The sequence below is a fragment of the Pseudoflavitalea rhizosphaerae genome (assembly GCF_003991355.1).
Taxonomy (GTDB): Bacteria; Bacteroidota; Bacteroidia; order Chitinophagales; family Chitinophagaceae; genus Pseudobacter; species Pseudobacter rhizosphaerae.
In genome coordinates this window covers 137,855-161,532 of the sequence record NZ_RCSU01000013.1, presented here as the reverse complement: position 1 = coordinate 161,532, position 23,678 = coordinate 137,855, and the positions used below count along the sequence as shown (strand labels likewise).

At 47.4% G+C, this 23,678-nt stretch carries 13 protein-coding genes; 11 read left to right on the top strand and 2 right to left on the bottom strand.

The features are described from left to right. Positions 1-328: 328 nt before the first annotated feature. A complete protein-coding gene (locus D9Y29_RS20845; protein ID WP_127131902.1) occupies positions 329-1,525 on the bottom strand; it encodes a glycosyltransferase family 2 protein in 1,197 nt (398 codons plus the stop codon). 389 nt (positions 1,526-1,914) lie between these two features. Between D9Y29_RS20845 and D9Y29_RS20840 the strand changes: the two genes are divergently transcribed. From D9Y29_RS20840 to D9Y29_RS20800, 9 genes are all read left to right on the top strand, one after another. Then, positions 1,915-9,156 carry a fibronectin type III domain-containing protein gene (locus tag D9Y29_RS20840; protein ID WP_127131900.1) on the top strand — a complete coding sequence of 2,414 codons (7,242 nt, stop codon included), beginning with the start codon at positions 1,915-1,917 and terminating at the stop codon, positions 9,154-9,156. Positions 9,157-9,270: 114 nt separating this feature from the next. Continuing rightward, entirely contained in the window at positions 9,271-11,478 is a 2,208-nt protein-coding gene (locus tag D9Y29_RS20835; RefSeq protein WP_127131898.1) for a GumC family protein, read from the top strand. A gap of 26 nt (positions 11,479-11,504) precedes the next feature. After that, positions 11,505-12,671: an acyltransferase family protein gene (locus D9Y29_RS20830; RefSeq protein ID WP_127131896.1), complete on the top strand. Its 1,167-nt coding sequence runs from the start codon at positions 11,505-11,507 to the stop codon at positions 12,669-12,671. A 112-nt stretch (positions 12,672-12,783) separates the two neighbouring features. Next, positions 12,784-14,301, top strand: coding sequence for an O-antigen ligase family protein (locus tag D9Y29_RS20825; protein ID WP_127131894.1), 1,518 nt, complete (start codon positions 12,784-12,786; stop codon positions 14,299-14,301). A gap of 3 nt (positions 14,302-14,304) precedes the next feature. Beyond that, positions 14,305-15,042: a TolC family protein gene (locus D9Y29_RS20820; protein WP_127131892.1), complete on the top strand. Its 738-nt coding sequence runs from the start codon at positions 14,305-14,307 to the stop codon at positions 15,040-15,042. Between the two features lie 12 nt (positions 15,043-15,054). Further along, complete coding sequence (locus D9Y29_RS20815) at positions 15,055-16,254, top strand: acyltransferase family protein (protein ID WP_127131890.1); 1,200 nt, start codon at positions 15,055-15,057, stop codon at positions 16,252-16,254. 127 nt (positions 16,255-16,381) lie between these two features. Further along, positions 16,382-18,019, top strand: a complete 1,638-nt coding sequence (locus tag D9Y29_RS20810) for a glycosyltransferase family 39 protein (RefSeq protein ID WP_127131888.1) — start codon at positions 16,382-16,384, stop codon at positions 18,017-18,019. Positions 18,020-18,320: 301 nt separating this feature from the next. Then, positions 18,321-19,730, top strand: a complete 1,410-nt coding sequence (locus D9Y29_RS20805) for an FAD-binding oxidoreductase (protein WP_241238001.1) — start codon at positions 18,321-18,323, stop codon at positions 19,728-19,730. A gap of 33 nt (positions 19,731-19,763) precedes the next feature. Then, the gene (locus D9Y29_RS20800; RefSeq protein ID WP_127131884.1) at positions 19,764-20,345 is read left to right on the top strand and encodes a hypothetical protein; all 582 of its coding nucleotides are present in this window, start codon (positions 19,764-19,766) and stop codon (positions 20,343-20,345) included. 217 nt (positions 20,346-20,562) lie between these two features. Here the strand turns inward: D9Y29_RS20800 and D9Y29_RS20795 are convergent, their stop codons facing one another. Beyond that, on the bottom strand, positions 20,563-21,102 hold the full coding sequence (locus D9Y29_RS20795) for an LOG family protein (RefSeq protein WP_127131882.1): 540 nt from the start codon (positions 21,100-21,102) through the stop codon (positions 20,563-20,565). A 131-nt stretch (positions 21,103-21,233) separates the two neighbouring features. Between D9Y29_RS20795 and D9Y29_RS20790 the strand changes: the two genes are divergently transcribed. Then, positions 21,234-22,691 carry a sodium:solute symporter gene (locus tag D9Y29_RS20790; protein WP_127131880.1) on the top strand — a complete coding sequence of 486 codons (1,458 nt, stop codon included), beginning with the start codon at positions 21,234-21,236 and terminating at the stop codon, positions 22,689-22,691. Positions 22,692-22,794: 103 nt separating this feature from the next. Continuing rightward, positions 22,795-23,493 (top strand): LOG family protein, encoded by a 699-nt coding sequence (locus tag D9Y29_RS20785; RefSeq protein WP_127131877.1) that lies wholly within the window; start codon positions 22,795-22,797, stop codon positions 23,491-23,493. Positions 23,494-23,678: the final 185 nt, after the last annotated feature.

The window sequence follows — 23,678 nt, the reverse complement described above, 5'->3', positions numbered from 1 at the left end:
GTTATATCTGAACAGGCGCAGAGCCGTACTTCAAAAGGTATGGCTTTAAGGATGGTATGTGGATTAACCGATCGGACGATCAGCTGTGAGGAATTTCAATGGATTCGTGGTAGTGAGTATAAGCTTCGTTCAATTGGCATTAGCGTCATTAGCTTGCTCTCCAAAGGATAGTGAACCAGGTGGGAGGTTACAATTCGGAGGTAAAAGTAACAACTAAAATCAATAAACCAAGCGTCAACTATTATTATATTTCGATTCGCCAGCAAAAATCAATATTTACCCTGACATGAAAAATACCCTTTTTGTGGTATCTTTTAATTGATAATTATCAAGCGTGGGACTGGCTCCTGGCGGCCTTTTCCCACAATACCGATTGTTTATTGCGGATAAAACGGTTGAACCCGATAAACACAGATATATTCATGAAAAGAAAATAGAATGGAATATACACAGCTTTCAATCTGATATTCTTTGAAGCGAATATCCACCCCGTGATTCCTGTAACGTAGAACGCTCCCTGCAAAATCAATACCAGGGTAAAAAATGGGGAAGGAGCCAGTGCAACTATCATGATATTACTGATCAGGAGTGTGATCAGTGCAACGGGACACAAGGTCCAGCGCAGGATCCGGTGGGAAATGAATTGAAAAGATACTATTGGATATTTGAAGATATTGAACAGCTCTTTCAACAGTACCATCGCCTGGAAAGCGCCGGCGCAGATCCTTACCTTTCTTTTCATCTCTTCCTTTATAGAAGCAGAGGGCGCTTCTGCAGCATAGGCATTGGGCTCATATCGCAGCACATACCCGTTCACACAGAGTTTCAGCGATTGCACAAAGTCTTCGATGATGGTGCCTTCAGGCGCTGATTCGAACAGTTCACGGCGTACAGAAAACAATTCGCCGGCCGCTCCCACAGTGGTATACAGGTCGGAGTCCAGCTTTTTCAGGAAGCCCTCATATTTCCAGTACAATCCTTCTCCTGCAGCAGCAGCGGCGTCTGCGGTATTTTGCCAGATACGTTTTTCGCCGGCTACTCCGCCCACTTTTGGGTCCGCATAATGCCGCACGATATTGCGGATGCATTCTTTATTGAGTAATGTATTGGCATCGCAGAACACAACGATGGGGGCCTTCACCTGATGAATGGCGCGGTTCATGGCAGCCACTTTACCACGTCTTTCCGGCTGATGCAGTAACTGTATCTTATTGTATTTTCGTATAATATCTGGCGTTAGGTCATTGGAGCCATCTGTGATAAAAACCAGCTCCAGCTTGTGTTCCGGGTAATCTAACTCCAATGAATTAGCGATTTTCCGCTCAATGAAATCCTGCTCATTGTAAGCGGCCACTACCAGTGCAACATGTGGAAGCGAGTCCTCATCTGTAAATAACGGCGCAGGTTTTTTCCACAGTTTTTTTATACGGACCAGTATCCAAACCAGGATGCCGTAGCCAACATAGCTATAGAAAATAAGCGCAAGACTGAACCAGAAAATAAAATTGATAATTGTCAGGATCATAGTTAAGAGTAGCCCTTCACGTGATATGAATTGGTACAGAATGGATGCTTAGAGATGAATCTGTTCTGCAAAAAAAGCAATTATTTGACATAATTGAAAAAAATACCCGGAAGTGGTTATTGCTGATGGATTGCTTGTTAATTAATTTCGCACTTTAGAAAATTATATTACTTTTGACCCTACTACGAAAGCCTCTCTTCCACATATCCCTCGGATTACCTTGCTTGTGATTACCTCATTATTCTGCGAGAAAACCACCACAATATCTGCCTCCAATATGCCTTTCTGAGTCTTTAACTTAACGAAGTCCCGGAAAACATATCCTCATTGTCAAACCGCTTTTACAGCATTTAGATTAACGTTTACAAATAACGCTTAACTGCTTTTTTATGAAGAAAGCTTTACTTCTCTCCACAATGAGTGCATTGTTATGCATTGCGGTGGCTCATTCGCAGAATGTATTTGACCCTAATGACGCCCAGGTCCGTTGGAACTCAGGCAGTGCATTGGGCACTCCTTCCAACCCAGACCCCAATATTGAAGGTTTGCAGAAATGGGTTAGTGTGGCATCGTCAGGTGTCAGCACAGGAAGCGGAAGTTTCAATGCTTCAGCATACAAGGCATACTTTATCAATGTTGGCGGAGCCGGCGGACTTAAAATGTGTTTCCGTTTAAAGTTCCCTACCAGTTATACCAATCCAGACAGTGCTTCCAAGAAGTATCCTGTCATGGTGTTCTACCATGGAGCAGGTGAACCTGGTTGTAATTCCAATGGAGGTCTCTACAATAATGAGAGACAATTGGTGCATGGCGGTAAATCTTTCCTCGATAAAGTGAACAGTGGTAAGTTCGACGGCTTCCTGCTATATCCGCAGGTGTATTCCGGGGCTAACTGCTGGTCCGACTGGGGCACTGCTCCTTACTCTTACTATTATGACCTGGTGCTCCGGGTGGTAGACTCGCTGGTGAAACATGCGCGCGTGGATGCAGACAGGTTGTTGGCTACCGGTTTATCCAATGGTGGCGCCGCTACCTGGTCTTTTGCCTGTGCATATCCCCAGCGCGTAGCAAAAGTAGCTCCTTCAGCAGCCGGTAACGGAAACCAGAACTGGCAACAGTTCATCCATGTTCCCGTTTGGTTTGCAACCGGTGATAAAGACACCAACCCCAATTTAGGTTACGCTACTTCTTCTTATAATATCAATAAACTCAACGGTGGAGATATCCGCTGGACGAGATACGCCAATCTCGGTCACTCTGTATGGGACCCGCACTGGGCTGAACCTGATTTCGTTCCGTGGATGAATGATCTGCACAAAGCCAATCCCCTGGTGTTTTTCCAGCGAAGCGATTTTTGCCCTGATTCAGCCATCAATACCAAACTGGGTATTACCCCGGGCTTTGCTTCGTACGAGTGGGAGAAAGATGGCAGCCTGATCGCCAAACGCGAGAACAATATCAATACCATTGTTGATGGTTCTTCTATCATCTCTTATGAAGGAAATAATATCACAGTAAAATCTTTCGGTGTTTACCGCGTTCGTTTCAAACGCACCGCTTCAGGCCCATGGTCTGAGTGGAGTCCCAAACCCGCTGTGATTGCACCAAAACCAGTTACACAAACGCCGAATATCAGCATTCTCGGATTGAAGAGTAATGTACTGCCCGCTCCTGATGGCAGCACTACTACCACAATTCAACAACCTGAAGGTTATTTCGGTTATCAGTGGTTCAATGCTTCCAATAACCAGCAGATCGGTACCAGCCGCACTATCAACGTGCCTTCCGGTTCCTACTATGCGAAAGTGGTGGAGGAGTTTGGTTGCGGTACACTGCCTTCTCCCAATTTCAAAGTGATTGCTGCCAGCGGCAGTCCAAAACCAGACCCTGCCAAGAACCTTACCGCAGTGGCCGCTTCACTCACCAGCATTCAGCTGGACTGGAGTGAGAACCCCAATGCAGGTCAGAATGAAACAGGCTATGAAATTTACAGGAGCCAGACAGAAGGCGGACCTTATACGCTTCTGCATATCACCGGTCCGGATGTGCTCTCTTACCTGGACCAGGGACTGACTTCGAATACAACCTATTATTACATAGTACGTGCAGTGAGCGCATTTGGTGCAGCAGTTGTTTCCAATGAAGCAGGTGTGGCTACGGAGCTGGATGCCATCGCACCCACAGCTCCTTCTGCATTTACGGTTCAGGCTACTGCTACCAATTATGCATACCTGAAATGGACTGCTTCTTCCGATAATGTAGGCGTTACAAAATATGAGATCTATCTCAATGGTGTAAAATCCTACACTACCAGCAGCACATCCTTTACATTGAGCAACCTCGATAGCAATGTTACCTATACCATGTATGTGAAAGCGCTCGATGCGGCAGGTAACGTGTCTGCTCCAAGCAACCAGGTAACTGCTTCTACTTCGTATACACAGAATGGCCTCAGCTATAAATATTTTGAAGGAACAGGATGGACCTCCCTCCCCAATTTCAACTTCACTACTGTGGTGAAAACGGGAGTGAGTTCGGGCTCCACTGTGCTGGACATTGCAGGCATCCGGAACAGAACGGATAACTATGGTATCCTCTTCGAAGGTTATATCAAGGTGCCAACTTCTGCAACCTATACTTTCAAAATTACCGCCAATGATGGCGCCAATCTTTATGTTGGAAGCCCATATGGTAGTGCCGAAGTGATCAACCACGATGGTAATCACAGTGCAACTTCCAAAACAGGCTCCATCTACCTGGCTGCCGGGGTGCATCCTATTGCCATTGCCTATTATCACAATACCGGTTCCGGTCAGGCGCTGAGCCTTACCTGGAGGAACAATGCAGGTCTCAGTGAACAGAATGTTCCGCTGTCTGCCTACTTCAGGAACTATTCAGTATCTGGCACTGCCCCTGCAGCTCCGTCCGATCTGAGTGCAACAGGCATTGCATATAATAAGATGCAACTGAACTGGACAGACAACAGCAACAACGAAACCGGTTTTGAAGTGGTGCGCTCAACCACCCTCAACGGAACTTATATTCCTGTTGCTACAGTTGCTGGTAGCAGTTATATCGACTCCAACCTCAGTGCCAATACTGTATATTATTATAAGGTAAGAGCAGTTGGCACCGGTGGTGAATCCGCCTTTACCAATACCTACACTGAGGCCAACTGGCTGGTGAATGGTAATGGCAACAATGCTTCAGGAGGTTCAACACGCAACCTTACCTATAATGGTACTATCGCATACAATACTACTGATAAGAAAGAAGGCAGTTCTTCACTGAACTTCAATGGCACCAACAACTATGCTACTGTCAACAACAGCGCTTCCGCCGCCTTCCCAAGTGAAGGCGGTTACTCACAGCGTACTGTTGCCATGTGGATCAGGCCAACTTCTGCTTCTTACAATAACCGTGTGATCTTCGATTTCGGTAACTCCAGCAATGGACTGGGTCTCCGCTTCAATGGAACCAGCCTGCAATACGGTGTTGCCAGCAGCGCAGGAACACGTACCACGAAAACGCTGACCAACTTCGCCAGCAATGCGAACTGGCTTGGCACCAATAACTGGAACCACGTGGCTGTTGTATACAATGAAAATACACTGCGCCTGTTCCTGAATGGCGTGGAAGTAAGCAGCATCACCAACCTGAATTTCACCACTGTGTCTGGTACTGCCAGCAATGCTTCCAGGCTTGGTTATTCAGGCAGCAGCAGTTCCGATGCCGTGTTCAATCAGGCAGCAACCTCCAGCGATTATTTCGTTGGTCAGATGGACCAGATCTTTGTGATCAACTCTGCATTAACTGCAACCGGCATACAATCTGTAATGAATGGCACATATGGGCCATCCTGGGATACTACCCTGGTTGCTCCTACAGCGCCGCTTACTCCAACAGGACTGGATGCGCAACTGCTGCCTGGTAATAATGTGAAGCTTACCTGGAATGATCAGTCTTCAGATGAAACAGGATTTGAAGTGTGGCGCTCACTGGGTAACACCAATAACTTCCGCCTCGTGGCGAATGTTGATGGCGGTGCAGGCGCTACAAAAACATATACAGACTCATCACTCTTTGCTAACGTAACCTATTATTACAAGGTGCGGGCAAAAGGCGTTGTATCTCCTTCAGCTTACAGCAACAATTCCAGTGCTACCACTGTGAACTCAGTTCCCGTGATCCAGGGTGTAATGGACTTCTCCATGACCTACGGTACCTCACGCACCATTACATTGAATGCTACCGACTCCGATGGCGATCCGCTCGTATTCACTGCTCAGCCACTGCCTTATTTTGCGCAGATCCAGAACCTGAGCAACGGGGTTGCCAATATGGTGTTCAACCCATCGATGGCAGATCAGGGTGCTTATACTATCAAGGTGATCGTATCTGACGGATTCAACGGATTTGATACTACCGCCTTCTCGATCCTGGTGAACTCCAACAGTCTGCCTGTGATCAACCCTGTAAGTAATGTGAATATGAATGAAGGCGCATCTCCGGTGAAACTGCACCTGGTATCCAATGATGATGATGGTAACGACTACCTCGTTTGGTATTCCAACAACCTGCCATCATTTGCCACACTGGTAGACAGTGGTAACGGCCGCGCTTCTATCACTTTCGCTCCAAGCTACAATGCTTCAGGTGTATATAATATCACGTTGATCTCTGACGACAGCTATGGCGCATGGAGCAGCAAAGACATTACTGTAACAGTGAATGAACTGGATCCGAACGACAAGATCCAGATCAATATGATGAACTACAACGGATACGTTGCACTGTGGAATGATGTGGACGCGAAGAGCAGCAACTTCAATGTGAGCGGTCTCCGAAATATCAAAAACGAGGTGACCACTGTAGGTATCCAGCGCATGAACGCCAACAGCAACAACAGAACTGGTGGCGATGGCTACAACTCCGGCAACAATTCCGGCGTATTCCCGGATAACGTGATGCGCGATTATCTCGGATGGGGCGGTAATGATGGCGATGATACACTCAGGCTGCGTGTATATGGTCTCGACAATAACAGGAAGTACAACTTCGTGTTCTACGCAAGCAATACCTGCCCATGGTGCCAGTTCACTGTAAACAGCACCACTACTTATAAGATCGGCAACGAATCCGCAGAGATCAAATTCTGGAACAACCAGAATGTAACCGATACTATCTACCAGGTACAACCGAGCCCAACCGGTGAAGTGATCATCACCATGATCGGTGATGCCGCCACCAACCTCGGTGGTTATCTCAACGCACTGGTTGTGGAAGCTGCATTCGACGATGGCACCACTCCTGTGAAGCCGCTCAGCCTGGCTGCAGAAGATGTTCCCAATACCGGTGTGAAACTCACATGGGAAGACAAGGCATACAATGAACAGAATTACAAAGTATACCGCGCAGACGCCAAAGCTGGTCCTTATACCCTGCTTAACCCAGGCGCAAATAACGTGGATGCTACCGAATACACGGATCTCACTACTCAGCCGTACAACAACTACTATTACTATGTAATAGGTACCAACAAACATGGAGACGGCATTTCCAGCGATACCATTCATATCGCAACTGCCAACAACAAACCTGTGCTGGCAGGGCTGGCTGATATCTTCGCCAAGACGGATGCTACCGTGAATGAAGACTTCACTGTAACTGATAATCCTGGTGATGTGGTAACAGTATCTGTGCTGAACAAGCCAGGATTCATTGCCCTGCAACAACTGGGCGCCAATAGTTACCGCCTGGTGGCTTCGCCCACTGCCGATAATATCGGATTCACTTCCATCACCATCCGTGCGGAAGATGATAAGGGCGGCGTAACTACGCAATCCATCAATGTGGGAGTGGCTGATAAGAATACAAGATCGTTCTATATCAACCTGGGTCAATCATCAACACTGGCTCCTGCTCCATGGACGAATATGGACGGATGGGCTAACCCGGGATCTAACAGGACCAACCTGCGTGACGAGAACAATGTGGCTTCTACTATCAGTATTACAACAGTAGACGGATGGGGCGATGTAAACCGCAATGGTCACAGGACCGGAAACAATACCGGTATCTTCCCTGATTCAGTGATGGCTAGCGGTATCATCGATGCCGGTTCAGGTCCGAAGACCATCAGGTTTGCCGGTCTTGATCAGACCAAACGTTACAACCTTGTATTTGTAGGCAGCATCAATGAAGGTTCGGATGCAAACAACAGGTATGTTGTAGTAGGCGGCACTGTTAGTGATACATTACAGGCAAGGAACAATACCAATCAGTCAGCTAACCTCAATGGTATCACACCTAATGCTCAGAACATAATAGATGTGCAGATTTCCAAAATCGGATCAGCATCCTATATGGTACTGAACGGTATTCAGATAGAGGAATACTCACCGGCACTGGCGCCGATGGGACCCACTAACCTCTATGCAGAACCGGTGGACCGCAATACCGTTGACCTCAGCTGGTCAGACAGGCTGAACAATGAAAATGCAGTTGACGGATTTGAACTGCAACGCGCCACCGATTCCCTGTTCACCATGAACCTGAATTCAGTTTCACTAGCGGCCAATACAACAACACGCAGGGTTACCGGTCTGAATCCAAATACCAGGTACTGGTTCCGCGTGAGAGCCAAAGTTGGAGCAACATTCACTGATTTCAGTAATCGTGTGAAAACTGTTACACCACAATCACTGGTGTACCTGAACTTCAACTTCTCTACGGCCAATGCAGGATTCCCATGGAATAATACCGGCGAAACGCCGAACCTGCCAACTGACTTCACTAACCTGAAGAACCAGAGCGGACAACCGAGCGGTATGACCGTTTCTATCGCTAATCCGTTCAATGGTGAGAATGTGGCGGGTATCAATACCGGTAACAACTCAGGTATCGCACCGGATGCAGTACTTCAAAGCTGCTACTGGCTGGATAATACACAGATATCAACGCTGAAGGTGAGTGGACTGAATCAGAACAAGCGTTACCGCTTCGGATTCATCGGAAGCATGGGCAGCGATGGTTGGTTCTTTGGTAACTACACCGCAACCTATACCATCAACGGAAGGTCAGTATACCTCAATTCATGGCTGAACAAGACCAAGTTCGTGTACATCGGAGATGTTCAGCCTGATGCAAATGGCGAAGTGTTCATAGACTTCTCTACCACTCAGGAAGGCGTATGGGGCTTCAACTCAGGTATGATAGTGGAGACATATGATGATGTGATCGGCGGAGCAGTACCCAATATAGTTGTGACAGGAAATCCTGATCAACCTGTGAATACTGTAACCGGGGAACAGACTGCATTGCAAGCCGTGGCCGACAATGCTCAGCTGGCGGATAAAGTTGCCATCAAAGCTTATCCGAATCCGTTCAATGATTTTATCAGCATCGATTTCAATAATGCGGCTGCTTCCAACCAGGTGAGAGTGGATATGTATGATATGAGCGGCAGACTGGTATACAGACGTGCTTACGGTCAAATGGCGGCGGGAATGAATACCCTTCGTATCAATACCAACGAAGGCGCACTTGGAACAGGCATTTACCTAATGACCCTGGTGGTTAATGGTAAACCTGTGGCCACAAGCAAAATGTTAAGAGCAGAAAAGAAATAAGCGTTCCATTCAGAAGAATGAGGTGTCAGAAGAAAGTGGCACCTCGTTCTTCTTTGTTTGTTCATAGAGATTCGCAGCGTACCTTTTTCACTGAAACACAAAAATGAAACTTTCATGGATCTGATGTACTTATGGCATTCACTGCTACGCAAGAAGTGGATCATCGCTTTTTGCACCTTCATAGGTTTGCTGGCAGGGTTTGCATTTACGTTGACACAGAAAAAATCTTATCTCTCCGTATCCCAGTATTCGACGGGATTTACAATGGCTCAGAAGGTGAGTATCAAAGATGACGGCAACCTCAACATCTTTGAGATCGATCTTCGGTTCAACAACGTATTCGAAACCTTCCGCTCTCCCAAGGTAATGGGCATGCTGTCTTACAAGCTGCTGCTGCATGATCTCGAAGATGCCCACCCATTCCGTGTGCTCACGGAAGAACAGAAATCGCAGGATGTGTACAAAGTAGCGAATCTGGAAAATGCCAAATCCATTCTCCGGAGTAAGATCGCTACCATGAGCCTTATCTCTCCTTATGACCCCGAAGAAAAAAAGATCTATGATCTCATTCTTCTCTATGGGTATAACGACCAGGCCCTCAACAATAAGATCGCGTTCAGCCGCATCCAGAATACAGACTTTATCAATATCGTCTATACATCGGAGAGTCCACTCCTTTCTGCATATGTGGTGAACACCATCGGAGAGCAGTTCATTCGTTTCTTCAACAATATTTATGGTACCCGCGCACAGGAGTCAACTGCAAAGCTCGACAGTCTCACCAGTACCAAAAAAAGAGAAGTGGATGAACTCACTGCCAAACTCCGTGATTTCCGTGCGCGGATCGGAACCCCTAACGTGGCAGACCGCGCGTCCGCTGCGATGGGTGTGGTACAGGAAATGACTTCGAATTTCCAGCAGGAAATGGCCAAGCTCAACAATCTTCGCGGTGAATTGACAGCAGTGGAAACACAACTTCGTTCGTTTGTTACAGTTGGCAGCACTCCCGTAGTGAACAACAATGCAGAATATCTTCGCCTTAAAAGAGAGAATGAAAACCTGGAATTACAGAAAGCCGGTAAGTCAGAAGATGAAGTTAAAACGATCCAGACACAGATAGATGCCAATGTGCGCAAAATGCAGTCCGTAGCGCCCACTGCCAGCGGAAGCCGCGAAAGGGCCGCAGAAAAATCTGCCATTCGTCAGTCTGAGCTGATAGACAGAAAAGTGGAATTGCAACAAAAGATCCTGGCTGCAGAACAGAACGTGAAATTGTTCAGTGCGCAGAAAGCGCAATATGAGGCCATGACCACCACTGGTGGCGGTGAGGAAGTGATCCTGAAAGCGAAAGAGGAAGAGCTCCGCATCGCATCGCAGGAATATGAAGCATTGAAGAAAAGCCTGCAGGCATCACTGGACCTGGATGTGAACCCCGAGAACAACTTCAAACAAACGATGGTTGGACAGCCCGCTTACCGCGCTGAGCCCGCTCGCCGCACAATTATTATGGGAATGAGCGGCATCCTTATGTTCTTCCTTTCCTCCATCGTATTGCTCGGCCTCGAGTTCCTGGATAGTTCTTTCAAAACGCCTTCCATCTTCACGCGCCTCACCAAGCTGAAATTGCTGAGCTCGCTGAACAGGATCGATCTGAAAAAGAAGGCCCTGAAGGACCATCTCAATTTTGATGGCGATCCCAATCGCAAGGATGGAGACAATCTCTTTGTGGAGAATCTTCGCAAACTGAGATACGAATTCGAAAGAAGCGGGAAGAAAATATTCCTTGTTACCAGCACGCAATCCCAACAGGGAAAAACAACCGTGATCGAAGCGCTTGCCCATAGCTTCAGCATTACGAAGAAAAAAGTATTGCTGATCGATGCCAACTTCAGCAATAATTCGCTCACCAGGATGTTTGAAGCCAAGCCTGCACTTACGCAGTTCAGTGTGGGAGAGAAAGATGCAGCCGTTGAAAAATTCCTGGGCATTACCAGCATGACCCCCATTCCGCATACCGATCTGATCGGTTGTCCGGAAGGTAACTATACACCCTCCGAAGTGCTTCCAAAGAATAGCCTGCTGGATAATATCAGCAAGGTTGCAGAACGTTACGATTTCGTAATCATTGAAGGCGCTTCACTCAATGAGCATGCAGACAGTAAAGAGCTGGCCCGCTATGCGGAAGCCATCATCGCTGTGTTTGACGCCAAATCCGTACTTAAGCAAACTGATAAAGACTCCATAGATTATCTGAAAAGCACTGAAGGGAAATTCATTGGAACGGTTCTGAATATCGTAGAGCCTGATAATATGGAGTTGTAATTGTTAATCCATAAACCTGTTCTAACGTGATCAATTCTCTTTTTAATGCTGATAAGATCCTTGGTCGCAGCCGTAACCCATGGATGGATTATGCTAAGGGCATCTGTATCCTGATGCCGGTGTACAGGCATACATTTGAGGGCATTGCCAATGTGGGAGTGGGCTCTTACAGTTACCCCGGCATCCGTATCGTTGACGTGTTCACGATGGGATTCCGTATGCCGTTGTTCTTTATGATCGCCGGCGCATTCTTTGCCGTTACACTTTTCAAAAAAGGGATCGGTGATTTCCTGAATGCGAAATTCAAAACAGTTATGTACCCGCTGCTTCTCTGGGGCGGCCTGCAGATCACCCTTCAACTGCTTTTTGCAGGAGCCGGTGTGAATGCCAACAGAACGCCATTCGATTACCTGAACCTGATCCTCGATCCGCGCAAGCTGGAACAGTTCTGGTACCTGAATGCACTGTTCTTTGTGAGCCTGATCTACGCGCTCACCACATGGTATGGGAAGTTCACTTCCAAACACCAGCTGGTGCTCGGGTTGGTGTTCTATGGGATCGCAACGTACTGTCATAAACAGAATATACATATCGGGTTCCTCAGTGGCGTTACCTTTTACTACCTGTTCTTTGCAGTGGGCGATGCCCTCCACAGTATTGTGCTTGATGAAAAACATCACAAATGGTTATCATCTTTCAAAACTACTTTTATCATCCTGCCCATATTTGCAGCCGTTGAATGGTATTGCACCACGCTGAACCTGGCGCATCCAGAAGAGTTCGATTTTTATGTACAGCACCAACGCCAGGATATATTCTTTTTCTCGGCCATCATTGGAGGTCTGTTCATGATCCACCTGTCGTTCATGCTGCAGCGTTTCAATGTGATGAGATGGTTGAGGGTGGTTGGCTATCATGCGTTGTACATCTATGTGGCCCACCTGATGGTTACGGCCGGGCTGCGTATCCTGTTTGTTAAATACCTGCATATCGAGAGCATTCCGTTATTGCAGTTCACTATCTGGCCGCTGGGTGTGATCATCCCAATGATCATGTTCAATGTATCCAAAAAACTGGGTGTTGGATGGATCTTTACGCTGAGGGATGATGATGCAGCCAAGAAGAAACCGCAGCCATCCACCCAATATTTCACGAGAGAAGTTGTTGTACCGAAGGAAAATTTAAATAAATGATCATGGAAAAGGAGAATGAAAATCCTTACAAGACATTTGAGTTGATCAGTACCTTATTCGCCATTGTGTTCTGCCTTGGCATGTTCGTTAAATTCCTGTTCTTCTGATAAACATGGAAAAGAACCTGTTCAATAGAACGAAGGGCGCGTTGACGGATACCCTGCGCTACCACCTGGTTACCAAAAAACTGAATACCCCGCTGGGATTCGGTTTGCTGGGACTGGTAGCCATACTCATGAGTTATATCACCGTAGTGGTGGATATAAAGCTGAGTGTGATGATCGTGGGTTTGCTGGGTGTATTGTTATTGTGCGGCCTCTGTATCGTTTATCCATTGTTCGGTTTCTATGCAGCCTACGCCACTACTTTGTTCATGATGATGCCGGCGCGGCTGAGCAATTCCGCTACACCAATACCAACCGGCCTGATCCCTGAATACCTCGCTTACCTGGCAATGTTAGGTGTGCTCACCAAACAGCAGTTGCGAAAGGAGATCAATACAAAATTCTGGACCAATGCGATTACTGTCTGGATGCTGGTGTTGGTTGGTTTCTATATTATTCAACTGGGCAACCCATCGGGAAGGAGCGTATTTGGCTGGTTCAATTTTTTCAGAAAGCAGGTGAGCTTTGTAGCTTTTTTCTATATCAGTTACTGTTTCCTCAATTCACGAAAGATGATAGTTCAGTTCACCTGGTTCTGGGTGGTACTGAGCACCATCAATGCTTTGCATGCCTGCCAGCAGCAATGGCTTGGCTTTGCACACTATGAGCAGGTATGGCTGATGGCGGATGAAAAAAGATATGCGCTCTTTGTAAACTTCGGATTCATCAGGAGGTTCGGATTATTGTCGGACCCCGCAGCAGCAGGCATTCTCTATTCCTGTTCCTGTGTGATGATGATTGTACTGGCCATCCGCTCCACCAAAACCTGGCAGAAGGTATTGTTCTGGATACTGACTGCCATTCACTTTATGGCATCCAGTTATACCGGCACCAGAACGGGCACTCTTATGATTGTGGCGGGCATGGTATTTTACGTGGTGCTGACCCTGTACGAGAAAAGGACAATACTGTTTGCAGGCGTATTCGGTTTCATGATAATTGGACTGCTGGTGGCGCCGGTCTACGACAATATGATCATCAACCGCCTCCGGTCTACGTTTGAAGGATCGAAAGATCCGTCGGCCATGGCGCGGGACATGAACCGGAAGCTAGTACAGCCATACGCCTACAGGCACCCGATAGGAGGCGGACTGAATTCCTCCGGGAATATGGGACAGTTCTACCATCCCGGCCACCCGATGAGCATCATTCCGCCGGACAGCGGTTTCATGCAAACCATGATGGAGCAGGGGCCGATAGGGCTGGGCTTGCTGCTGCTCTTTTACTTTGCCATCCTGCGAACGGGCATCAGAAGTTATTACCGGTTGCGTGATCCCGAGCTCAGGGCCTTGCTTCTATGCCATTTTGTTTCCATCTTTACACTCATGGTGGCGCAATTCTCGCAACTGGCCATCGGCCAATATCCCAGTGTACTTTATTTTTATTCCGTGCTGGCATTGCTGATCAAGATGCCGCAATATGATGATAATGCTTATCCATCTCAAACCGCAGAAGAAAAAACATAGATCATGATGAAATCACTAATGGCCGCCGTTCTTATGCTGGCTGCGATGAATGCCATCGCTCAAAATCCCGCCGGGAGAAATGCCTCTACCTATCATTCCAACCTGGATACCGTAAGGCCGGTGGATATCAGGGAAAGACTGGTGCAGCTTGCATTGCAGAACCCCAATTACGAGATCGCAGATAGAAAAGTGACCATTGCCGAAAGGGGACTCAAGAAAGCGAAGGGCGCCTGGCTCAATGCTTTTGCGGCTTCCGGTAACCTGAATGAACTTTCCATCAAGGATCTGGGCAACAGCAACTCCAACCCAAGCAACCTGAATGGAGGATTGTTCTTTCCCAGGTACAATTTCAGCCTCACGCTTCCTTTCGATTTCTTTTCTGCAAGAAGCAATGATGTGAAAGTGGCGCGCGAGAATATTTATATCGCGGAAGCTGAAAAGAACCAACGTTACCGTACCATCCGTCGTGATGTGCTCAGCGCCTACGAAGATTACCTGATGCATAAGGAAAAGTATGATCTGCAGGTGCGCATCACACAGGGCGAATACACTGAATACAAGCTGGCCGAGAAGGATTTTGCCGATGGCATTATCACGGCAGAAGCTTTCAAAACAGTGGAGACAGCTTATTACAACCAACTGATCACAAGAGCTGAAATGCTGAGGAATTTCAACGTATCGAAATATGAACTGGAGTTGCAGATCGGCGTGAATATCGATGATGTGCTTCCAAGAAAATAAACCGTTCTGCCCATGAGCCAGTCAATACCTGCCATCACTCCTTTAACGGCGCAAGCGCCTGCTCAGGCCAAAGCGCGTGTTTTCTTCCCGAACCTCGACGGGTTGAGGTTCCTGTCGTTTTTTGTAGTGTTCCTTTTTCACTGGTATATGACTACCTATCCCTATATCAACGGAACAAATCCAAATGCTTCCGAAGGGATCCGTTTTCTTTTCCAATACGGTTCACTGGGCGTGAATTTTTTCTTCGTGTTGAGTGGATTCCTGATCACTTACCTGCTGATCCGTGAACGTGAGCTCACCGGTACTATTCATATTGGTAATTTCTACGTGAGAAGGATATTGCGAATCTGGCCATTGTATTATCTCTGCCTTGCCATTGCGTTTATCATCTTCCCGGTGTTGAAACAGATGGGAGGGGAAGCATATGTAGAGAGAGTTGATCCCTGGTACTATGTGATCTTTGCCGCCAACTTTGAATACATGCGTATCTGGCCGGAGCATCCTGAGGCTGTGCTGGTTTCAGTGCTATGGTCCGTTGCCGTTGAAGAGCAGTTCTATCTCACCTGGCCATTGATACTCCGCATAGTGCCCGTGAGATTTTACAAATATGTTTTCCTGCTTATCATGTTGGGGTCTCTGATCTTCAGGAGTTTTTACACAGCAGATAACGATCATGACTATGCCGTCAGGTATTTTCACACTTTCTCAGTGATCGGTGATATGGCCCTTGGTGGATTGATGGCCTGGCTCTGTTCTTCACCCACCAAATTCCTGCACTGGGTAACCAATATGAGCAAACCCATGATAGCGCTGATTTACGGAGGCGCTGTGATGCTGAGCCTTTTCAAGAGTTATATATTCCCTGCCGGTATACCCATCATTTTCGAGCGGCTGGTGATCGGGCTTTTCTTTGGTATGATCATTCTTGAACAGAATTATGCCGTGAACAGCTTCTTCAAACTGGGCAGGTGGAAACTGATCTCAAAATTGGGTACATATACTTACGGGTTATACTGCCTTCATTTATTGGCGATCTATATATCCACCAAAGTGGTGCTGAAACTCGGACTGGACCAGCGTATGCTGGGAACGGCGTTTGCGCAGGCGATCATCGCATTGCCTCTTTCCATCGGTATCAGTATCGCTTCTTATCACCTTTTTGAGAAATGGTTCCTGCAATTAAAAGACCGATTTGCTTTTATTACTAAATAATGCGCATTAACTTGCAGCCACCCCTCAAACCAATGTTCTATACCTGAGTTAGCATAGCCCTGTAAATAGTAGTTGTTAGAAACCAGCTGAGAAATTGTGAGTAGTGATTTATGAAACTTATGTAAAAATGAAGCATCCGAAAATTCCGGAGCAGCTACTTGTATTTGCCGGATCTTTATTAATGTTCCTTTTAACACTGGCCGCCAATTTCTCAGGGCCACACGATTCCATTGGCTATCTCAACGGTATTATCAAAGGCGGTGAAAACCTCAGCCATCCGCATCACCTTTTGTATCATTATGCTGCCTGGTACTGGTTGCAATTCACGCAGGCCATTTTTCCAGGCATCAAAGATTATTACCTGGTGGAAGCATTTACGGCAGTGTGCGGCAGCGTTAGTATGACCATTGTGTACAGCTTTTTCCGCTGGCGTTTCAACTGGAAGCCCTGGCCTTCCGTGGTGTTCTCTTCCGTGATCGCGTTCTCCTATGGCATGTGGTTCTACAGCGCTAACATTGAAGTATATGCGCCGGCGATGATGTTCCTGCTGGCATCCCTTTACAAACTCACTTCACCATCATTCTCCAAAAAAGATCTTTGGCTGGTTGCAGTGCTTCACTGCCTGGCCATCCTGTTCCACCAGTTGCATATCCTTTTTGCGCTGGTGATCATTTACATTCTCTGGAGCCGCCGGCAACAGCTGGCTTTCATGCCTTCTTTCATTGCATACGCAATAACAGGATTGGTGCTGGTAGGCGGCACTTATTTCTTCATGGGGTGGGTAGTGGCCGGACAGGATTCGCTGGAACAATGGACCGGCTGGATGCAGGGCTATACCAAACACCAGGATTACTGGCAGATGCCCGGTGTGAAAACTCCATTCTATGTCTTCACCGGTTTTACACATGCTTTTGTTGGAGGGCATTTTGTATTCCGGCTGCCTGGTATAGATAGCTATTTCGAGAAATTGCAGTCTGTTCATTCCCTCCACGATGAAATATTCCTGGCGCGTCATATCAGCCAGGGAACGGCCATTGTGCTTTCCCTGCTTACCCTGCTGCTGGCCGCAACGATGCTGGTGTTGATTGTTCGCTTCATCAGGAAATACAAAACTGTGCGAAAAACCTGGCCTTCAGTAATACCGTCACTTGTTGTCTGCGGCGCTGTATACTCTGCATTCTTCTGCGTGTGGATGCCGGAGATACTCGAGTTCTGGATCTTTCAGACTGTATTGCTCTGGCTACTATTATTGGGCACATTGACCGTCACCGGATTTCCTTTCGGCCTTCGCCATACTGCAGTTGGATTGATCTGTAGCATCACATTATTTATTGTGAACTATTTCGGAAGTATCCGCTGGTTGCAGGACCTGGACCACGACTGGTACTATCTCAAAGTGCGCCCCGTGGAAAATGCCATTAAGGAAAACGATGTTGTTTTATTGCAACAGGGATGGATCCTGAAAGACTTCCTTGAATACTTCACCAAATCAAATGTTACGGAAGTACCCGCCAATTCTCAACTGAGGCCGGCAGTAGACAGTATCATCAACAGCAGTTTTCAAAGAGGCGGAAGACTTTTCCTTTACCCCGATGTGAACAGCATGAGTGAGCGTCCTGAAACTTCCTATGTAGATTCACTGATGCGGTTGTACTCAAAGGATATCCATCTTCTTCATCCCAATGATCCTGAAATATTGATCATCAAACCTGTTGCCGATACAACAACACTGCCTCAGGACGCAGCATCAGATAGAATGCCATAACAAATTATTTGAACATTCTCCTCTTGCACCTCCAGAGGCATGTGACGGCACGGATTATGCTTTCCAGGCCTTCAAAATATAAGCGATGAAGCTGATTCGGTGCTATTGTTCAATCTCTCCAAACAAACGTTCATATTGATTCTCCCGCGATGGTATATTTTGCAGCCTGCGAAGTATAACCCCGCCGGCACCAAGAAAATTCCATATTATTTGCCGCTTTTAACCGATTTTTGAGTCCGTTTTTCTATAAACAGCATTATTGACCAAATCTTAACCACCCCCCAGGAATAAAATGGAGACTGTGGCAATTAAAGGAACCCTGACTGCAACGCATATCGATGCATTCCGGCAGATTGTTGGAGAGCAATATGTGTTGCTGGATGAAGAATCGCTCAACAATTACGGGCATGATGAAACTGAGCACCTGCTCTTTCCTCCCGAAGTTGTATTGAGACCAAGAACAGCTGAGGAAATTTCAGCCGTGATGAAAATCTGTAACAAAGATCGTATCCCTGTAACGCCCCGTGGAGCAGGAACTGGCCTTAGCGGAGGTGCGCTGCCAAACCTCGGTGGTGTGCTGATCTCTACTGATCGCATGAATTCCATTGTTCATATCGATGAAAGGAATTTGCAGGTGATCACGGAACCTGGTGTGATCACGGAAGTGTTGCAGAATGCAGTGAAGGAGAAAGGGCTTTTCTATCCACCTGATCCCAGCAGTCGCGGTTCCTGTTTCATCGGCGGTAATATTGCCGAGAACAGTGGTGGTCCCAAAGCCGTGAAATACGGTGTGGTAAAGGATTATGTGCTGAACCTGGAACTGGTGCTGCCAACCGGTGAGATCATCTGGACCGGGGCCAATGTGCTGAAGAACTCTACCGGTTACAACCTGACGCAGTTGGTGGTTGGTAGCGAAGGCACACTGGGCATTGTTACGAAGATCGTTTTGAAACTGATCCCGCTTCCTAAATATGATCTGCTGATGCTGGTTCCTTTCCAGAGCCTGGAAAAAGCAGGTGAAGCGGTGAGTGCTATTTTCCGTGCGGGCTTCACGCCTTCTGCACTGGAACTGGTGGAGATCGATGCATTGAAGATCGTGAGTAAATTTGTAGACAGCGCCGTTGTTCCTGTTACCGATGATACTGCTGCACATTTGATCATTGAAGTGGATGGTAACCACCTGGATACACTGATGGTGGAGATGGAGGCAATTAGCACGCTCTTAACAGAATATGAGGCAGGCGAAGTGTATTTTGCGGATGACGCGCAACAGAAAGCGGAACTCTGGAAACTCCGCCGGAGAACAGCCGAAGCTGTAAAAGTGGATGGCTATACCGTGGAAGAAGATACCGTGGTGCCCAGGGCCGAACTGCCCGGATTGATCCGTGGTGTAAAAGCGCTTGGTCTCGAATACGGATTCAAAGCTGTTTGTTACGGACATGCCGGCGATGGCAACCTGCATATCCGCATCAAGAAAGAGGGTGTAGCCAACAGCGCTGATGATCCGCAACTCATTGCCGGCATCAAAGCATTGTTTGCGCTGGTGCACAAATTGGGAGGAACAATCAGTGGTGAGCATGGAATTGGTCTGATCCAGAAGAATTATATCGATATTGTGTTCAATGAAGCGCAACTGCAACTGATGCGCGGCATCAAGAAAACCTTCGATCCTAATAATATTCTGAACGCAGGAAAGATATTCGACCTGTAGTTCAGCCCGGCGCTTACACTTAACAACATCAATATGGCAAAGAAGCATTTTGCATTGGCTGCCTTTTTATTGTTTGGCACACTGGCTGTACAGGCTCAGCAACGGCCGGTGGAAGAACCTCCTGCACAGAAAGGTTTCAACAGGGATAATCTTTTCTTCGGAGGCAACTTCGGTTTGAGCTTTGGCGATTATACATTGGTGAATGTGTCTCCACAGATTGGATACCGGTTCAACAGGTATTTGGCTGCAGGTGGCGGTGTGAATTTCCTTTATTCCAGCTACAAGCGCAGGTATAATGTGGGCGCGGATTACAAGGAAAATTATGGAAACGCCGGTTTGAATATTTTCGGAAGGGTATATCCTATCGAATACTTGCTGTTGCAATTGCAGCCGGAAGCCAACTATGTATGGGGTAAGATAAAATATCCCGATGGTACATCGGCCAAACTGGATCCGCAGGTAGTTCCCTCCTTGTTAGGTGGCGCCGGTGCGGTGATCCCAACCGGGGGCAGGGGTTCTTTTGTGGCGATGGTGCAATACGATCTTTTACAGAATGACCGTTCACCTTATCAGAACAGGGCATTTTATACATTTGGTTATAATATTGGATTTTGATGAAACCAATGAATTGATGATAAACGGAAGCCCGGAATTGTTCCGGGCTTTTGCTTTATCGGGGAGCAGGGGGTGACTAAAAAGGGCGGAGAGTTGGCAGTCGCTCGCCTCTGGCGAGTGACTTCTATTTGTTCGCCTCCGGCGAACACCGCGTCGCCGGAGGCGACTAAATACAAGTCACTCGCGGGGACGCGAGCGACTGCCAGCCCTCTGATTTTTATCCGATCTTGTTGAATAGCTCTACCGGTGTATCACAAACGATGATCCTGTCTGTAACGCCTTCATAGAGGAAGCCGTCCTTCTGCATTTGGTTCAGATGTCCCAGCAGGTGTTTGTAAAATCCGTTTGAGTTGAGGATATAGATCTTTTTATCGTGGATCTTGAGTTGGTTCCAGGTCACCATTTCAAAAAGCTCGTCGAGGGTGCCGAAGCCGCCGGGAAGGATAATGGCTGCGTCGCAGAGATCGTACATCATTTTTTTGCGTGTATGCATGTCGGGTACAATAGCGAGTTCCGATAGCGATTCATGTTGCTGTTCCCAATCTACGAGGATTTTGGGCATCACGCCCATCACTTTACCTTCATTGAGGAGCACTGCATTGGCTACAGTGCCCATCAGGCCGCGGTTTCCACCGCCATACACGAGTTTGAGGCCAAGGATGGCGATGAATTTTCCTAATTCTGCCGCATGCTGGGCGTAAATGGGGTGTTGTCCGGGTTTAGATCCGCAGAAAACCGCTACAGATTCAATCTTCATATGGATGACTTTGGTTTCAGCAATCTGAAACTCTTGCTAAGGTAAGTGGATTGTCTGCAATTTTGGTGACAATTTTCCTACCTTCAGCGCGCGAAAATTTTGTAGAAGATCACTATTAATTCTTTAAGCTTATGTCGGCTTCCATGCTGTTCACATTCGTGGTAGGCTATTTTGTGCTGCTTCTGGCCGTAGCATACTTCACATCCCGTAACTCTAACAATGATTCTTTCTTCATCGGTAACCGTAATTCCAACTGGATGCTGGTGGCTTTTGGTATGATCGGAACATCACTGAGTGGTGTAACTTTCGTGAGTGTGCCCGGCGCCGTAGGAAAAGAATCCTTTGCGTATTTCCAGATCATGATCGGTTATTTTATCGGTTATATGGTGATCGCATTCGTTTTGCTGCCCCTGTATTACAAACTCAATCTCACTTCCATTTACAATTACCTGAGTACAAGACTGGGGTTCAAGTCGTACAAGACCGGGGCATCTTTCTTCATCCTCAGCCGTACACTCGGCGCCACAGCGCGTTTGTACCTGGTAGTGAAGATTCTTCAGGACACGATCCTCAGTAGTTTCGGCGTGCCTTTCTGGGCCACTACGCTGATCATACTGCTGATGATCCTCTTGTACACTTATGAAGGCGGTGTGAAAACCATCGTGTACACAGATACACTTCAAACCACCTGTATGCTGCTCGGTCTGGTTGTGTGTGTGATCTACATTCTCAACAAGATGGACATGAGCCTCGGTCAAAGCCTCAGCGCTATGGGCGAGCAAGGCTACTCCAAAGTTTTCTTCACCAATCCCGACAGTAAATACTTTTTCGTCAAACAGATACTGGCGGGGGCTTTCATCACCATTACCATGACGGGTATGGACCAGGAGATGATGCAAAAAAATATCTCCGTGAAAACCCTCAAGGACGCACAGAAGAACGTGGTTACACTGAGCATCATCATGTTCGTGGTGATCGGTCTTTTCCTCGTATTGGGAGGGTTACTGCATCTCTACGCCGCACAACAGGGATTAACAGCCACCGGTGATAAACTCTTCCCTGAAGTGGCGCTGAACCATATGACTCCGCTGATCTCCGTGGTATTCATCATCGCACTGATCTCTGCGCTCTTCCCCAGTGCCGATGGCGCGATCACAGCACTCACTTCATCTTTCTGTATCGATATCCTGGGAATGCAGAGAAGACAGGACTGGAACGATATTGAGAAGAAAAAGATCCGCCAGCGTACACACCTGATTTTTGCAGCGATATTCCTCTTGTTTGTAATGGTATTCGAATGGATCAACAATAACAGCATGATCGGTGTGATCCTGAAGATCGCGGCCTACACTTATGGTCCGCTGCTGGGTCTTTTCAGTTTCGGGATCCTCACCAAACGTGCAGTGAATGATCAGCTGGCCCCCATTGTTTGTGTGGTGGCGCCCCTGATCTGCCTGGTGCTCGATATTTTCCAGAAATCAATTTTCGGGGATTTCGAGATCGGCCTGGAACTGCTGATCATTAATGGCGGCCTCACCTTTATCGGTCTGCTGCTGGTATCAAAAAAAGCCGCTCTCCGGGTAAACTAAATAGCCCGCTACAACGTTTAGATGAATAGAATGCCATCCCTCTACGCTCCCTCCGGGGAGACCAAAGGATGGCATTCCTTGTCTTCACCCCTAAACGCAAAGTATGAACGACACGATCCGCAAGAGTAAGCAACGCAGGTGGTCAGAGAGCAAAGCGCACAGCAGTTGGCAGATCTTCAAGATCATGGCCGAATTTGTAGATGGATTTGAAGCGCTTGCCAAAATTGGTCCCTGCATTTCCGTTTTCGGTTCTGCCCGCACTCAACCCGGGCATCCTCATTATGAGCTCACCGTTCAGATTTCCAAAAGATTGGCAGAGGAAGGTTTCGGCATCATTTCCGGTGGCGGTCCTGGTATCATGGAAGCTGCCAATAAAGGCGCCCAGCTTGGCGCCGGTAAATCCGTTGGTCTCAATATCGATCTCCCTTTCGAGCAACATTCCAATCCCTTCATCGACCGCGATGCGAATCTCGATTTCGATTATTTCTTCGTCCGCAAAGTGATGTTCACCAAATACTCCCAGGGCTTCGTAATGATGCCCGGTGGATTCGGTACAATGGACGAATTCTTCGAAGTGATAACGCTCATTCAGACCGGTAAAATGTTGCAGGTCCCGCTGATCCTCGTTGGCGCCGACTACTGGAGCGGCCTCGTTGCCTGGATGCAGGACATCATGCTGAAACAGGCATCCAACATCTCACCCGAAGACCTCGATCTCCTCAAAATTGCAGACACACCCGAAGAGGTTGTTGCGCATGTATTGGAGTTCTATACCAAGCATCCGCTGCAGCCGAACTTCTAGCTTAGTTGAAATGGCTTTTGCGCGTGAGGATATAACAATTCCGGCTGTGAAACGAACCAGCGCGGGAGAATATTGATGGGCTTTTGTAAGGGAGGATGATGGGTTCGGTAATTCTATTGAACTTCATCGCTTACGTTTCGGAGGCCTGAATTGTTATACCCTCACGCTGATGGGCACACTAATTT